14 protein-coding genes are annotated in these 13,495 nt (G+C 59.4%); 5 read left to right on the top strand and 9 right to left on the bottom strand.

Annotation, left to right across the window (positions count from 1 at the left end; genetic code table 11):
* Positions 1–144: 144 nt before the first annotated feature.
* The 4 genes from FMA36_RS16135 (at position 145) to FMA36_RS19800 (ending at position 3,167) form a co-directional block, all read left to right on the top strand.
* Positions 145–1,392 carry an MFS transporter gene (locus tag FMA36_RS16135; RefSeq protein ID WP_159263316.1) on the top strand — a complete coding sequence of 416 codons (1,248 nt, stop codon included), beginning with the start codon at positions 145–147 and terminating at the stop codon, positions 1,390–1,392.
* A 49-nt stretch (positions 1,393–1,441) separates the two neighbouring features.
* The gene (locus tag FMA36_RS16130) at positions 1,442–2,314 is read left to right on the top strand and encodes an SDR family NAD(P)-dependent oxidoreductase (protein ID WP_159263314.1); all 873 of its coding nucleotides are present in this window, start codon (positions 1,442–1,444) and stop codon (positions 2,312–2,314) included.
* Positions 2,315–2,422: 108 nt separating this feature from the next.
* Positions 2,423–2,800 carry an SDR family NAD(P)-dependent oxidoreductase gene (locus FMA36_RS19805; RefSeq protein ID WP_159263312.1) on the top strand — a complete coding sequence of 126 codons (378 nt, stop codon included), beginning with the start codon at positions 2,423–2,425 and terminating at the stop codon, positions 2,798–2,800.
* On the top strand, positions 2,763–3,167 hold the full coding sequence (locus FMA36_RS19800; protein WP_159263310.1) for an SDR family NAD(P)-dependent oxidoreductase: 405 nt from the start codon (positions 2,763–2,765) through the stop codon (positions 3,165–3,167). Before FMA36_RS19805 ends, FMA36_RS19800 begins: the two co-directional genes overlap by 38 nt.
* Before the next feature lie 718 nt (positions 3,168–3,885).
* Here FMA36_RS19800 and FMA36_RS16115 read toward each other — a convergent pair.
* Positions 3,886–4,152, bottom strand: coding sequence for a hypothetical protein (locus tag FMA36_RS16115; RefSeq protein ID WP_159263308.1), 267 nt, complete (start codon positions 4,150–4,152; stop codon positions 3,886–3,888).
* Entirely contained in the window at positions 4,136–5,050 is a 915-nt protein-coding gene (locus FMA36_RS16110) for an SDR family oxidoreductase (protein ID WP_159263306.1), read from the bottom strand. The genes FMA36_RS16115 and FMA36_RS16110 overlap by 17 nt, the downstream gene beginning before the upstream one ends.
* A 220-nt stretch (positions 5,051–5,270) precedes the next feature.
* On the opposite strand from FMA36_RS16110, the gene FMA36_RS16105 reads away from it, so the two are divergent.
* A complete protein-coding gene (locus FMA36_RS16105) occupies positions 5,271–6,167 on the top strand; it encodes an AraC family transcriptional regulator (protein ID WP_159263304.1) in 897 nt (298 codons plus the stop codon).
* A gap of 186 nt (positions 6,168–6,353) precedes the next feature.
* Here the strand turns inward: FMA36_RS16105 and FMA36_RS16100 are convergent.
* From FMA36_RS16100 to FMA36_RS16070, 7 genes are all read right to left on the bottom strand, one after another.
* Positions 6,354–7,504, bottom strand: a protein-coding gene (locus FMA36_RS16100; protein WP_159263302.1) for an IS3 family transposase whose coding sequence is annotated in 2 segments (ribosomal slippage) — positions 6,354–7,246 and positions 7,246–7,504 — 1,152 coding nt in all. Because the reading frame shifts where the segments join, the coding sequence is not laid out codon by codon here.
* Positions 7,505–7,660: 156 nt separating this feature from the next.
* A complete protein-coding gene (locus tag FMA36_RS16095; RefSeq protein WP_159263300.1) occupies positions 7,661–7,960 on the bottom strand; it encodes a transposase in 300 nt (99 codons plus the stop codon).
* A 231-nt stretch (positions 7,961–8,191) separates the two neighbouring features.
* Positions 8,192–9,571 (bottom strand): aminotransferase class III-fold pyridoxal phosphate-dependent enzyme, encoded by a 1,380-nt coding sequence (locus FMA36_RS16090; RefSeq protein ID WP_159263298.1) that lies wholly within the window; start codon positions 9,569–9,571, stop codon positions 8,192–8,194.
* A gap of 161 nt (positions 9,572–9,732) precedes the next feature.
* Positions 9,733–10,230, bottom strand: coding sequence for an Lrp/AsnC family transcriptional regulator (locus tag FMA36_RS16085; protein WP_159263296.1), 498 nt, complete (start codon positions 10,228–10,230; stop codon positions 9,733–9,735).
* Positions 10,231–10,404: 174 nt separating this feature from the next.
* Complete coding sequence (locus tag FMA36_RS16080; RefSeq protein WP_240906420.1) at positions 10,405–11,544, bottom strand: NAD(P)/FAD-dependent oxidoreductase; 1,140 nt, start codon at positions 11,542–11,544, stop codon at positions 10,405–10,407.
* Positions 11,541–12,911: an FAD/NAD(P)-dependent oxidoreductase gene (locus FMA36_RS16075; protein ID WP_159263294.1), complete on the bottom strand. Its 1,371-nt coding sequence runs from the start codon at positions 12,909–12,911 to the stop codon at positions 11,541–11,543. The genes FMA36_RS16080 and FMA36_RS16075 overlap by 4 nt, the downstream gene beginning before the upstream one ends.
* The gene (locus FMA36_RS16070) at positions 12,893–13,195 is read right to left on the bottom strand and encodes a (2Fe-2S)-binding protein (protein WP_159263292.1); all 303 of its coding nucleotides are present in this window, start codon (positions 13,193–13,195) and stop codon (positions 12,893–12,895) included. Before FMA36_RS16070 ends, FMA36_RS16075 begins: the two co-directional genes overlap by 19 nt.
* Positions 13,196–13,495 lie beyond the last annotated feature (300 nt).

Genomic DNA, 13,495 nt, shown 5'->3' with positions numbered 1-13,495 from the left:
CAACCAGTTGAGTTCGAAAAGGGTAGTCGGAACGCCCAACGATACGCTGCACCAGGTAGCAGTTCTCCATAAAAAACCAACTAGATGGTTGACAATCGCGCGCCCATGTCTCCAGAATAAACCATCCGGTTGGTTTTGTGAGGCATGATGACGGATTTTAGGCCCCCAACGACGCAGAGTCCTGAAGTCAGTCTGCGCAGACTCGGTCTTGGATTATTCCTTGTTTCCATTGGGAAAAGTTCTGTTCAGTCTGCTGTCGCTGGTGTGTTGGTCGCGGCCAAGCTTAATTTTATCGCGGGCAAATCCGATCGTATTTCATTGGTGGCCCTGATCGCTGTTGTTTCCGGAATCGCGTCGTTATTCGCGGCGGTATTTTCCGGGAATCTTTCCGACAGAACCCGGAGTCGCTGGGGTATGCGAAGCCCGTGGATCGTAGGCGGAGGTATTGTTTGCACGCTCGCGCTACTGGCAATGGCGGTAGCGCAAAGCGTCTTCATGCTGCTCGTCGCGACGAGCGTCGTGATGATGGCATTCAGCGCGCAGCTTGTGGCCACGACGGCCGTCATTCCAGATCGCGTGCCCGGGGCCCAACGCGGCTCCCTTAATGCAGCGTTAGGCGTAGGACAACTTATCGGCCTTGCGCTGGGGTTGATCATTTCTTCCCCTTTTATTGGGAACCCTGGCAAGGGAGCCCTCTGCATCGCTGTGGTCCCCACTCTGGCTGGTCTTATTTTTGTAATGGTCGCGCGGGAGCAGTCGAATAAGGATGTACCACGACTTCCTGCGGATACCGCTGCGGTGTTGAAGTCTCTTTTGCCTCCAATCGCCGCTCTTGACTTCTATTGGGCCGTGTCCGCCAGATTTTTCATAGTGCTGGGTACCGCCATGTTGCTCAGCTACCAACTCTATATTGTCACTGATTATCTTCGACAGGATCAGGCGGGGGCTGCGATGACCCTGAGTCAGTCCGCCGTAGCCTACGTCGCCGGTGCCATCATCGGTGGTGCATTGGGTGGTCCCATTTCTGACCGTTTTCGCCGGCGCAAGCCACTTACCTACCTGTCTTCCTTCCTGATCGGAGCCTCAATCCTTCTGCTGCTGGGCTGGGCTGAGCCTTGGGCAATGATAGGCTACAAGGCGGTCAATGGATTTGGTTACGGTATCTACCTCGCCGTTCATGGCGCCCTGGCGACGGAAGTTCTGCCGAACCCCAAGACACGCGGTAAGGACCTGGGCTTCCTGACAGTAGCCAATACGCTGGGCGGAATCTTCGCACCAATGCTTACCGCAATGGCCGTCAGGCTCGGTGGTTATCCCTCAATGTTCGCGCTCGCAGCCTTCCTCTGCATTGGCTCGGCCTTGCTGATCGTGCCCATCCGTTCAGTTCGCTGATCCAGCAGGAGGGCCGACGAATTTCTCAAACTTCAAAAGGAAATACATCATGATTCGACATGTCTGGTTGATAACAGGGTCTTCACGCGGCTTTGGTCGGTCGTTGGCTACGGCTGCGCTTGAGGCAGGTGATTCCATCGTTGCGACGGCCCGCCGCCCCGAACAACTGGCGGAACTGGTCGAAAAATATGGCGACCGCGTGCTTCCGGTCGCGCTCGATGTGACGGATGCCGCTGCTGCGCGCGAGGCGATTGACGCTGCCGTCATGCATTTCGGCCGGGTTGATATCGTTGTGAATAACGCGGGCTACGCTAACATAGCCGCTGTTGAAACCGCTCCTGAAGATGATTTCCGGCGTCAGTTCGAGACCAACTTCTGGGGTGTCTACAACGTCTCGAAGGCCGCTCTGCCGGTTCTCCGTAAGCAGGGATCGGGGACGATCGTGCAGTTCTCATCCGTCGGTGGACGTGTCGGTGGAACGCCGGGCCTCGGTTCCTATCAGGCCGCGAAGTTCGCCGTGGACGGCTTCACCCGCGTGCTCGCGGCGGAAACAGCGCCCTTCGGCATTCGATATCTTGTGATCGAACCAGGCGGCTTCGCGACGGATTGGGCGGGTGCGTCGATGGACATTCAGAATATTCCCCAGGAATATGATGCCACGGTCGGGAACATCGCTCGCATCATGGGCACCGCTACTACGAACCGTGGAGACCCGGACCGGGCCGGGGAGATCATCGTGCGCACCGTCAAGCGCGCGAACATCCCCACGCATCTCGTTCTTGGTGGCGGCGCCGTGCAGAGTGCCATTGCTTATTCCAACAAGCAGATCGCGGAAGTCACGGCCTGGCAGGCAATCAGCAATTCGGCCGATTTCGGTCAGGAGTATCCTGCCGACATGCCGGCGGACGAGCCGGCGAAATAATCCTTTATCGGCCCCCGATCTTCCAAAGAGGCCGAGCAAGTGGCTCAGCCCCATCCGTGCATCTGCCGCTTACCGAAATTCACGCCCTTGAAACAGGAAAAGACGAATATGAAGCAATTCGAGCATAAGGTGGCGCTCGTTACGGGGGCGGGATCGGGCATGGGACGCGACACCGCCATTGTGCTGGCGGAGCGTGGAGCCGCTGTCACTCTGGTCGGCCGGCGGGAAGAAAAACTCGCCGAGGTCGCGGCAGAAATTACCACCGCTGGCGGTCGGGTAATGTCTGTCGCGGGCGACGTCAGCAAGCCGGAAGATATCGAACGGGCAGTTGCACGTACCGTCGAGGCCTTCGGCGGCTTGCACTATGCGGTCAATAATGCCGGCGTCTCTGGCTGCTTTGATCCGCTCCCGGAGATGAGCGTCGAAAGCTGGAACCGCACGATCAGTATTGATCTTAGCAGCCTGTTCCTATGGACTCAAATATGAAATCCCCGCGATTCTGGCTGCCGGCGGGGGCGCAATCGTCAACGTCTCCAGCGTGTTCGCCGATCGTGGTGGTCCTACTGCCGATTATTCTTCCGCCAAGCATGGCATCCGGGGCCTCACCCGGACGGCGGCGATACAGTATGGACGGCAGGGCTTACGGGTGAACGAGCTTCAACCAGGAGTTATCGACACTGAAATGACGCAAGCTCACCCGGAAGGAACACAAAAGGTAGTCGATAATGGAATTCCGATGGGCCGAGTAGGCACTGGGCGCGAAATTGCGACTGCCGTCGCTTTTCTTTTGTCCGATGAAGCATCTTACATCAACGGCGCACATATTGCCGTTGATGGAGGTTTTTTGGCTTGATATGCCGGGGGCAAGGCTGGGAATATCAGTCTTGTACCGGGCTATTGTGATTAATAGCCGACCAATACAAGTTATCAAGCGGCACGGCTTTTGGGTTAGGGTCAGATCTCTTTACGACATGATCCTGCTGTGATTCCAATTCTCTATGGAGAATTGGAATGAGCAGACTGCGGATGTTGAGCCGCGAGCAGATGAAGGTTCTGCAGCCATTATTATCCCGTGTGAATGACCGTCGGGTCATCAGCGGGATCATGTATGAGATTCGTAACGACTTGCAGTGGAAAGATGCACCCAGAGGGTTCTGATGACACGCCCCCCTCTATAACCGGTTTCTCCGCTGGAGCAGGCGCAGCGTTTTCAAGGAGATTTTCACAACTCTGGCAGCGCAGACCGGTGTTCCAGAATGCCTCATGATCGACAGCACACATCTCAAAGCGCACCGTACGGCAGCCTCTATAGGTAAAAAAGGATAACATCCTGTCGCCACGCGGTGCTCTCTGTCGTGATGCTTTCGCTTCGCGTGGGCTCATACCTTTCTTTTCGGCCATCTGCCCCGCAGCTACTGTCATCTTCTGGATGCCATTAAAAATCCTGATCTAGCAACAGCCTTCTATTGTGATCTCAACGCTTTGTTTGCACCGGTCGAGACAACTTGGGATTGCTTCTTCTCAACATGCGGGTTCTCGACTGGCATCCTGGATCACCCCTTTCTCCTGCGTCACGGACTGGACCGGGCTGTCATGGCGGCAGCAATGATCAGGATACCAAATGCCGCGATAGCTATCCTCGGTTGCCAATACTCCATAAAAACGAAGCCGATTGCGAGCCAGCCGACAGCGGCTGCCAAACTAAGGATAATGGCCGACCATTCACCAGGAAGTTCTGGCGCGCGCCATGTCAACCACACGCCAGTCAAGCCAAAAATGATTTGCCCGAGCGCATAAGTAGCAAAGTCTCGTGCATGCTGCTTACCCGAATTGCACATGGGTAAGCTGTTCGGAGATATCCCACAGGCGGGCAGCATCCTGCCGGTCTAGTGCGGCGGGGGGTATTTTGGCAGCGGTGGGATACCCCCGCGTCTCGCTCAGCCTGTCGGGGCCATAATAGCAGCCACCTTTTGCCTCCGATGACGTCGCGGCGAAAAGTGTCGGGAGTGCGCCCTGGGCGGCCGGCTGGAAGAGAAACCACAATATCCGCCGCGCAAGGCCCAATATGCTCGAAGCCCCAGCCCCATTCGGAAGCAGATCCGTACGCGAAATGCCGGGATGGGCTGCGATGCTGGTGATCCCCCAATTTCCTGCTTCGCTGCGACGCTGAAGTTCCAACGCAAACATCAGGCAAGCCAGCTTGGACTGGCTGTAGACCGGCATGGGCTTATAATTACGTATTGCCTGAAGATCATCAAACGTGATCCGACCGTCACGCGCTGCAATGCTGGAAAGTGTTATAACGCGCGGATGGCCCCCCTTGCGAAGCAGGGGCAGCAGATGCGCGGTGAGGGCGAAATGTCCAAGATAATTGGTTCCAAACTGCAGTTCGAAACCATCTGAGGTCACTTTGCGGGTGGGTGGCATCATCACGCCAGCATTGTTGATAAGCACGTCGAGATGGTCGTGTTGGCTACGCAGACGTTCACCAAACGCGGCAATTGACGCAAGATCAGCCAGATCAAGAGCCTCAAAGCTTATGGCTGCCTTGGGGGATTCTCTTTTTATCCGTGCGACGGCGTCCGAGCCCTTGGCTGGATTTCGTCCGGCGAGAATGACCGTTGCGCCAGCATGTGCGAGCGCCAGCGCATCCTCAAACCCAAGGCCGCCAGTCCCGGTCACCACGAATGAACGGCCATGTATGTCTGGAATGTTTGATGTCGTCCATTTTCTCATATTCGGTTCCTGTAAAAGCAACAAATTCTCTTTGGGAAGCGATGGTCGATAGTCCGATGACGCTCGCCATTGGTCTCGGCAGATGCTCGATATTTAGCTGTGCCTGTCGGGAGGACGAATGCCCGAACTGCCAAATTTCTTGCCCGATCCTGTAATGGTCTGGCTCCGGCAGTGCGCAGTGTGTAGATTGGAGCCGTTGGAATTTTGGCCGGAGCAAGGCATGTCTTCATCTCTCGCCAGAGCTGTAACCTGCTATCTGGACGCGCAGGGTTGTGGCGCGAATGGGCTTTGCACGACGTCGTTCGACGGTCTGAATATCATCAGACTGAGCGAAAAGACGCCGCCGAGTGGCATGGTCTACAAACCGTCGCTCTGCATCACCCTTCAGGGCGCGAAGGCGGTGGAGTTTGGCGATGCCATTTTCGAGTATGGGGCGATGGCGTTCCTGCTGGTCAGCATCGAAATACCCGCTCTTGGCCGCGTGACGGAAGCAAGCCCTGAATGTCCCTATATCGGCATCACCCTGGATCTGGACGCAGGTATCCTGCGTGAGGTCATGTCGGAACTCGCTCAGCCGCCCGTTCCCTCGAATGATCAGGGTATCGGGGTCTTCGTCGCCGACCTGTCTGAAGATCTGGCGGATTGCATCCGACGACTTATACGCCTGCTCGATAATCCTGCGGCACTCCCGATCCTCTGGCCTGCGATCATGCGGGAAATCTGTTTCTGGCTGTTAACAGGGCCTCATGCGGGCGAGGTCTGTAAACTCGTCCTGCCCGACAGTCACATGCAACGGGTTGCAGAGGCTATTCATCTGCTGCGCGCCAACTTTACAAAGCCGGTAAGGATTGAGCATCTTGCCGCCGTTGCACGCATGAGCCTCTCGTCTTTCCATCAGCATTTCAAGACACTGACGTCTATGACACCGCTCCAGTATCAAAAACAGTTGCGTCTGCTTGAGGCGCGCCGCCTGATGGTATCAGAGGACGTCAACGTCTCGCACGCGGCGTTTGAAGTTGGTTACGAAAGCCCGTCGCAGTTCAGTCGGGACTATGTCCGCAGGTTCGGGACAGCACCCAAACGCGACGTGATGGAACTTCGGTCCTTTATCATCTGATCATGCAGGACCGTGTGTGAGGCTCTGTCCACCGGATAAATTTAGCAGACAGGTACTGGTAGCAGACGCCTTTATTCAAGACATTACGCCTCTCAGCGACATTTTCGTCAAGCCAACATTGACGGGCGAATTCTGGCCCATTCTTATAGTCAGGCCAGATTGACGTGCCCCCTTTTTTGTATCCACTCAAAAGGAGAGTTCCCGTTTTTTATGGCTTTGGGTTGATGGGATGACAAGTGTCTCGGGGGCATGCCCCCGAGACACTTGTCTGGCGACCTGATCCGGTGTCCTGCCACCCAGTCGGGAATGGGGGCGCACCGTATTGTAGTCTTCCCGCCAGTCAGCCAGAACCTGTCGGGCATGGCTGAGAGACGTGAACAGCGTCTCGTTGAGGCATTCATCCCTCAACCGGCCGTTGAAACTTTCGACAAAGCCGTTCTGTTGCGGTTTCCCGGGGGCGATATAGTGCCATTCAACCTTCATCTCATCGGCCCATTTCAGGATGGCATGGGATGTGAACTCCGTACCGTTGTCGCTGACAATCATGAGGGGGTTGCCATATCGTTCCACCAGAGCCGTCAGTTCCCGCGCCACACGTCCACCTGATAATGACGTGTCGGCAACCAATGCCAGGTTCTTGCGACTGAAATCGTCGATAACAGCCAGAATGCAGAACCGGCGGCCACAGATCAGGGCATCCGAAACAAAATCCAGGCTCCAGCGCTGCCCGGGTTCCTGAGGGATGGTCATGGGAGAACGTGTCCCCAGTGCCCTTTTGCGGCCACGCCGATGACGGACTTTCAGACCTTCCTCTTGGTAAAGGCGGAACAGCTTCTTGTGATTGGGGCTGAATTCTTCCCGCGCCAGAAGATAACCCAGGCGGCGATAGCCAAAGCGGCGTCGTTGGTCCGCCAGTTCCCGTAGACGCTGGCGCAGGGCAGCATCGTCCGCTCCGGTAGAAATATACCGCGCGACACGCCTGCCAACACCAACAAGCGCACAGGCTCGGCGTTCGCTCAGCGCCAGAACACCACGAATATGGTCGACCGCCTGCCGTTTCGCGACAGGCGTTACCACTTTTTTCCAACAATTTCCTTCAGCGCCGCATTATCCAGAATCGCATCCGCCAGAAGACGTTTCAGGCGACTGTTTTCATCTTCCAACGCTTTCAGTCGCCTGATCTTGGAAACTTCAAGACCGCCATAGCGGATCTTCCATTTGTAGAACGTCGCGTCACTGATCCCGTGTTTGCAGCAAAGATCAGAGACCTTCACCCCGGCTTCTTGTTCCTTCAGTATCCCTATGATCTGCTCTTCCGTAAAACGACTGCGCTTCATCCGTCCGTATCCTTCTCGATCGGACTCTACTTTTAAATGGTTACATTTCCGGGGGGCACGCCAGTGCGCTGGCGCTGACAGGCCGGTCGGGATGTCCAGGCCCGATAACCACGTGCCGAGACCTGCAGGACGTGGCAGAGCCTCTCGATTGGCCACTCATGCCGATGCCCATGGATGAAGGCGAACCTCATGGCTTCTGGCTCGCAAGGAACCGGGTAGCTTTTTTAGGATTTCCCTCTCCTCCCGCAGAATCCGGTTCTCCAGACGAAGACGTTCATTCTCGCGGGCCAGGTCACCCTGAGGCTCGGATGTCGGCCCGGTCGGACGGTACTCCACTATCCATTTACCCAGAGTGGATTTGCCAATACCAAGGTCGGCCGCAATGCGCGTGCGTGACAGCCCGCTGCTCAACGCAATCCTCACGGCCTCGCGTTTGAAATCTTCCGTATGCTTCATGGTCCCGTCGGTCTCCTGATACGAGCTTAAAACGCTCAGATGACCGGCACAAAACCGTTACAAGTCCAGCCTGAGAACAGGCCGCACCCACCTGCCGGATGACACCGCCCGTGGCTTCCGGCAGGGGGCGTGGGGTTTCGGGGCAGCTTTGAAAGTCCGCCCGCAAACATTTTGAAAACCATAAAGAAGTTTTGGGGAGTTTTTTTTAAAGGCGGTGCTCGGAAACGTCTGTTACTTCCGCAATGCGGCACGCACATCGGCGTCACTGGCAACCGTATCAAGCACGTCGGTCAGGCGGTCGCACAGGATGTCGATTTCCTCGGTGCTGCAGCACAGCGGCGGGGCCAGACCGATGATGTCATCACCAAAGGCACGGAACAGAACGCCCTTGTCATACCCGATCCGCGCCAGCTTGCTGGCAACCTTCAGGTCGGCCGCGGGCTTGGTCTTGGCCTTCTTGTCGGTGACCAGTTCAATGCCAGCCAGCATGCCGCTGATACGCACGTCACCCACCAGCGCGTGGTCGGACAGGGCATTCAGGCGTTGGGCCAGATGCGCGCCCGCCTTCACGCCGTTGGCCAGTATGCCCTGCTCGTACAGGTCCAGCACGGCCAGGCCGATGGCAGCGCTGACCGGGTGGGCGCTGTAGGTCATGCCATGACCCACAGCGACACCCGGGGGCGTCTTGTCGCGGATGGTGGTGTAGATGTCCTCGGACAGGAACACCGCACCCATCGGCGCGTAGCCCGAGGTCAGGCCCTTGGCCACCGTCATCATGTCGGGCACCACGTTTTCACGCTCACAGGCAAAGAGCGGGCCGGTCCGCCCGAAACCCGTGATCACCTCATCGGCCACGAACAGGATGCCCAGCGCACGGCAGGTCTCGCGCATGGCTGCAAGCCAGCCCTTGGGCGGCACGATCACGCCGCCCGAACCCTGCACGGGTTCGCAGAAGAAGGCGGCAACCCTGTCCGCACCCAGTTCGGTCACCTTGGCCCTCAGCGCCGCGACGGAGGCGGCGATGACGGCCGCATCGCTGTTGTCACCCTCATGGCGGTAGGCATAGGGGCTGGGGATATGGTGCTGCCACGACAGCGGCACGTCGGCATCGCGATGGAAGGCGGCAAGCGCGGTCAGCCCCGCGCCGGTATAGGTGGAACCATGATAGCCGCGTGCCAGCCCGATGACATGACGGCGCTCGGGCGTGCCTTTGGCATGTTGGTAGAAGCGGATGAAGCGCAGCGCGCTGTCAACGGCGTCCGACCCGCCCTGCGAGAAGAAGATGCGGTTCAGGTTGCCCGGCGCGTGCCCGGCCAGGCGGCCGGCCAGGGTGATGGCGGGTTCGCTGGCATAGCCAAAATAGCCGGTCGCATAGGGCAGGCGGGCCATCTGCTCGGTCGCGGCTTCGACCACGCTCTTGCAGCCGTAGCCCACATTGACGCACCACAGCCCCGAGAACCCGTCGAGCAGTTCCTTGCCATGGATGTCCTTGAGCCATGTGCCATGGCCGGAATGCAGGATACGGGGGCCGAACTGCTCCTGATCGCGCCAGGATGAGACCGGATGGATCAGGTGGTCCCTGTCGATGGAAATCAGTTTTTCTGGGGTCATGTTCGGGCTCGGTCAGAAGTTGAGGGAGTTATAACAGATTTGCTGATTGTGCCGGAATCCGACGGAAGATGGTGCGCTAAATCCCGTCCCGACAGCAGATTATGCCATTCTGCCGTGCGGCCACGGGTCATCCTTTTGCAATGTGGCTTGGACGCCGCCCCTCAGGGCTTGCTGTCGTCCAGCAGGCTTTCGATGGTCACGGCGGATTTTATGATGGGGGACTTGATGACAATATAGCTGAAATATTTCTCGATACCGATATTGCGATCAAGCATCGTCTCCACGATTTCCTGGTAATGATCCACGCTACGGGTCATGAATTTGAGCAGGTAATCATACCCGCCACTGACCAGATGGCATTCCACGACCGAGGAAATCTTCTGCACATAGTTCTCGAAGCGCGAGAAATCATCCCGCCGGTGATCGGACAGCGTCACTTCGGTAAACACGGTCAGCAGGCTGCTAATCTTCTGCAGGTTGATATGCGCGCCATAGCTTACGATGTAGTCCGCCTTTTCCAGGCGCTTGACCCGGAGCAGGCACGGACTGGCCGAAAGCCCGACCCGCCGCGCCAGTTCCACGTTGGTCAGCCGCCCGTTGCGCTGCAACTGGGCAAGGATACGCAGGTCAATCCGGTCCAGTTTAGGCTGGGGCACCATGTTTGCAGCTTACCTTTGTCCGTATGAAAACCGTTATATGTTGCTTATTGGCAATGAATTGGTCGCGGACACCATGCATCGTTCCGATCCTGCCTGTTGCATCTGTGCCCGATAGTATGCCTGTCACACGGTTACAGCAAGGGCGCGCAGGCGGTCGCGCGCCCGGGGTAAAGATTATCCGAATCGTCTTATATCAAACGCTTCCAGCGGGATATCGGTACTGCCGGTAGCGATCAGCTCCGCCATGGTCGCCCCCACGCCCGGTCCGAGCTGGAAGCCGTGCCCGCAGAAGCCAAAGGCATAGAACAGCCCCGGCACCTTGCCGCTGGGCCCCATGATGGGCAGGTGGTCACCCACATAGCCTTCCACTCCCGACCATGTGCGGATGACACGCAGGCGAGCCATCTCGGGCACCAGGGTTGCAAGGTGGGGCATCTGGCGCAGGGTGTTGAACGGATCGATCGGCGCGCGCCGGGTCTCGAGGTTCGCGACCGTGCGCAGCCCGCCGCCAAACACGATATTGCCGCGCTTGACCTGCCGCAGGTAAACCCCTTCCTCCGGCACGCTTGAGGAGGAACCGATGACCGGTTCGATGCGGTAGGGCATCGGTTCGGTTACCCCCATCTGCGGTCCGTTGGTGCTGAAGGGGATGTCCTCGTCAAAGCTTGCGGCCATGGCCCGGCCCCACGCCCCGCTGGAAATCTGCAGTAGCGGCGCCTGATAGGACTGGCCCGTCGTGGTCTCGACAATGAAATCCTCGGCCGATTTGGTAATGGCCGAGACCGTGGTGTTCTCGATCACGCGTGCGCCCGCGCGCCGGGCCGCCCGGCCAAAGGCGGGGGCGGCAAGGCGGGGATTGGCATGCCCATCGAGCGGGGAATACGACACCGTGCGGATATCCGGCCCGACCATGGGAAAGCGCGCGCGCGCCTGATCCCCGGTCATGATGGTCAGGTCCAGCCCGTAGGGCTTGCAGTCCACGGCATATTTTTCCAGCCGCGCGCCATCCTTTTCGTGGGTGGTGAGAAGGATGTGGCCGCTCATGACGAACTCCACGTCCTCGCCGATCAGTTCAGGCAGGCGCACCCAGATGTCACGCGAACGGTTGGCCAGCGGCAACTGGCCCAGAAAGCGGCTCTGGCGGCGCACATTGCCAAAGTTGACGCCACTGGCCGCCTGCCCCACCAGGTCACGTTCAAGCAGGATGACCGACAGCCCGCGCTGGCGCAAGAAAAAGGCCGTCGCTGCCCCCATGAAGCCACCGCCGACAATGATGACATCGGCCTGCATGCGCTGTGTCGGATATGCGGTCATGATTTTACCGTGCAGTTGAGGGGGAGGGGCTTGATCGGTGCCGCCGTGCGCAGGCGTCCGACCTCGCGCACCGGCACATCGCGCGCGGCAGCCAGAACCTCGGCCGCGGCCAGCCCGCACATGCGCCCCTGGCAGCGCCCCATGCCGGGCCGGGTCAGGGCCTTGGCGCGGTTCATTTCCGGTGCGTCCAGTTCGCCCGCCGCACGGCGGATCTCGCCCGCCGTGATGTTCTCGCAGCGGCAGACCACCGTCTCGTCGGGCAGGCCTGCGGCTAGGTGCGCGGGCCATGGAAAGGCCTGCGCCAGCCCACGGCCAAAGCGGTTCATTGTGGCCAGTGTCCCGTGCAGGGGGAGGATTTCCTGCGCGTCGACGGCGTAACCGGTGTCGCGCAGCACGGCGCAGGCGGCAAGCTGGCCTGCGGCTTCCGCCGCGTCGGCCCCGCGCAGCAGCACGCCATCGCCCGCTAGGTAGATATCGGGCCGGGTGGTGCGGCCGTCGCGGTCAACATGGGGCCGCCACTGCTGGAAGCAGGGATCGAAGATGAATTCGCATTTCAGCAGGTCGGCCAGTTGCGTTTCCGAACGCAGGCCGTAACCCATGCCCACCGCATCGCACGAAACATGGCGCAGCACGCCCTTTGCGTCGCGCCATGTCACAGCAGAGACCCCGCCATCACTGCTCTCTATGCCGCGGGGCATGATACCGGCGTGCAGCTTCACGCCTGCCCGCACCAGATCGGCCATGTAGCGCACGCCATTGGCCACCACGCGCGCGCGGCTGGCCATGCCGCGCAGGCCGCGCAGGCGGGTGGCCAGGCTGCTGGTGTCCAGCACGGCGGCGGGGGCGACACCAGCCTGCAGGTACTGCCATGCCACGAGGTACAGCAGCGGGCCGGTGCCCATGAAGACCGGCCTGCCCCCGATGGCGCAGGCCTGCGCCTTGAGCGCGATCTGGGCTGCGCCAAGGCTGTAGGTGCCTGGTGTGGTCCAGCCCGGCACCGGCATGATGCGGTCGGTGGCGCCCGATGCGATGATCACGCGGCTGAAGGGCACCACGTCCACCGTACTGGCGTGCACGGTCATCAGCCCGGCCTCGCTCACGCCCCACACGGTGGTGCCGGGACGATAGTCGATATGCGGGCGCAGCATCTCGAAATCGCTGTGTAGCGCGGTGGCCTTGGCGGCCTCGGTGCCATACAGCTTTTCGGGCGGGCGATGGAAATTCGCGGGCTGGCGGCGATAGATCTGGCCGCCCTGCCGGTCGTTTTCATCAATGACGACGGGTCGTAGCCCCGCCTGCACCAGCCGCTGCGCAGCCCGCGTGCCCGCAGGCCCCGCCCCGATGACGATTACCGGTTCATCAACCATGGGACCTCCGTTGTCGTGATGCGCATGCCCGGCTGCGCGGTGGTGGAGCAGGCGCGTAGCTGCTCGCCCGCTTCGGTCCAGACCCAGCAGTCCTGACACGCCCCCATCAGGCAGAATCCGGCACGCGGGCTGGCGTCGAATTCATTGTGCCGCAGGCGGTCGGTCCGGGTCAGCAGGGCGACAAGCAGGGTATCGCCTTCACGGGCCTCGATTTCATGCCCGTCCACGAACAGGTGGATGGCCTTGCGGTCCTTCTCGGCCACACGTCGGAATAAAGCCGGCATTGGTCCTCTCTGTGCGGTTGGTTCCGCGGGGTCTGATGGCGCGGGGCGTCCAGGCAGGGTGGTATCATGCGCCCGGGAAGGGATGAGAACATGAACTTACATACCCGTAATGATCGTGCAGCCGCGATGGCATTTGTTCAAAAAAAAACGGGACAGGAAAGCACGAAGTGCCGTTTGTGCCGTGAGTATGGAATATAATGTCCCGCCACTGATGTAAGATCGCTGCAGGAGTTTCCGTGCCGCGGCCCGCCGTCCGTTCCTGGCCGCATACCCGCCTGCGGGCCTGCCCCGCTGCCCGGT

Source organism: Komagataeibacter xylinus (genome assembly GCF_009834365.1).
In the GTDB taxonomy this organism is placed as follows: domain Bacteria; phylum Pseudomonadota; class Alphaproteobacteria; order Acetobacterales; family Acetobacteraceae; genus Komagataeibacter; species Komagataeibacter xylinus_D.
This window is presented reverse-complemented; position numbering and strand designations above follow the sequence as displayed.

Excerpts from the sequence above, each read along its gene's own strand:
- FMA36_RS16090 (WP_159263298.1), bottom strand. The coding sequence starts at position 9,571 with ATGACCCCAGAAAAACTGATTTCCATCGACAGGGACCACCTGATCCAT.
- FMA36_RS19805 (WP_159263312.1), top strand. The coding sequence starts at position 2,423 with ATGAAGCAATTCGAGCATAAGGTGGCGCTCGTTACGGGGGCGGGATCG.
- FMA36_RS16085 (WP_159263296.1), bottom strand. The coding sequence starts at position 10,230 with ATGGTGCCCCAGCCTAAACTGGACCGGATTGACCTGCGTATCCTTGCC.
- FMA36_RS16105 (WP_159263304.1), top strand. The coding sequence starts at position 5,271 with ATGTCTTCATCTCTCGCCAGAGCTGTAACCTGCTATCTGGACGCGCAG.
- FMA36_RS16115 (WP_159263308.1), bottom strand. The coding sequence starts at position 4,152 with ATGTGCAATTCGGGTAAGCAGCATGCACGAGACTTTGCTACTTATGCG.
- FMA36_RS16080 (WP_240906420.1), bottom strand. The coding sequence starts at position 11,544 with ATGACCGCATATCCGACACAGCGCATGCAGGCCGATGTCATCATTGTC.
- FMA36_RS16070 (WP_159263292.1), bottom strand. The coding sequence starts at position 13,195 with ATGCCGGCTTTATTCCGACGTGTGGCCGAGAAGGACCGCAAGGCCATC.
- FMA36_RS16075 (WP_159263294.1), bottom strand. The coding sequence starts at position 12,911 with ATGGTTGATGAACCGGTAATCGTCATCGGGGCGGGGCCTGCGGGCACG.
- FMA36_RS16135 (WP_159263316.1), top strand. The coding sequence starts at position 145 with ATGATGACGGATTTTAGGCCCCCAACGACGCAGAGTCCTGAAGTCAGT.
- FMA36_RS16095 (WP_159263300.1), bottom strand. The coding sequence starts at position 7,960 with ATGAAGCATACGGAAGATTTCAAACGCGAGGCCGTGAGGATTGCGTTG.
- FMA36_RS16130 (WP_159263314.1), top strand. The coding sequence starts at position 1,442 with ATGATTCGACATGTCTGGTTGATAACAGGGTCTTCACGCGGCTTTGGT.
- FMA36_RS16110 (WP_159263306.1), bottom strand. The coding sequence starts at position 5,050 with ATGAGAAAATGGACGACATCAAACATTCCAGACATACATGGCCGTTCA.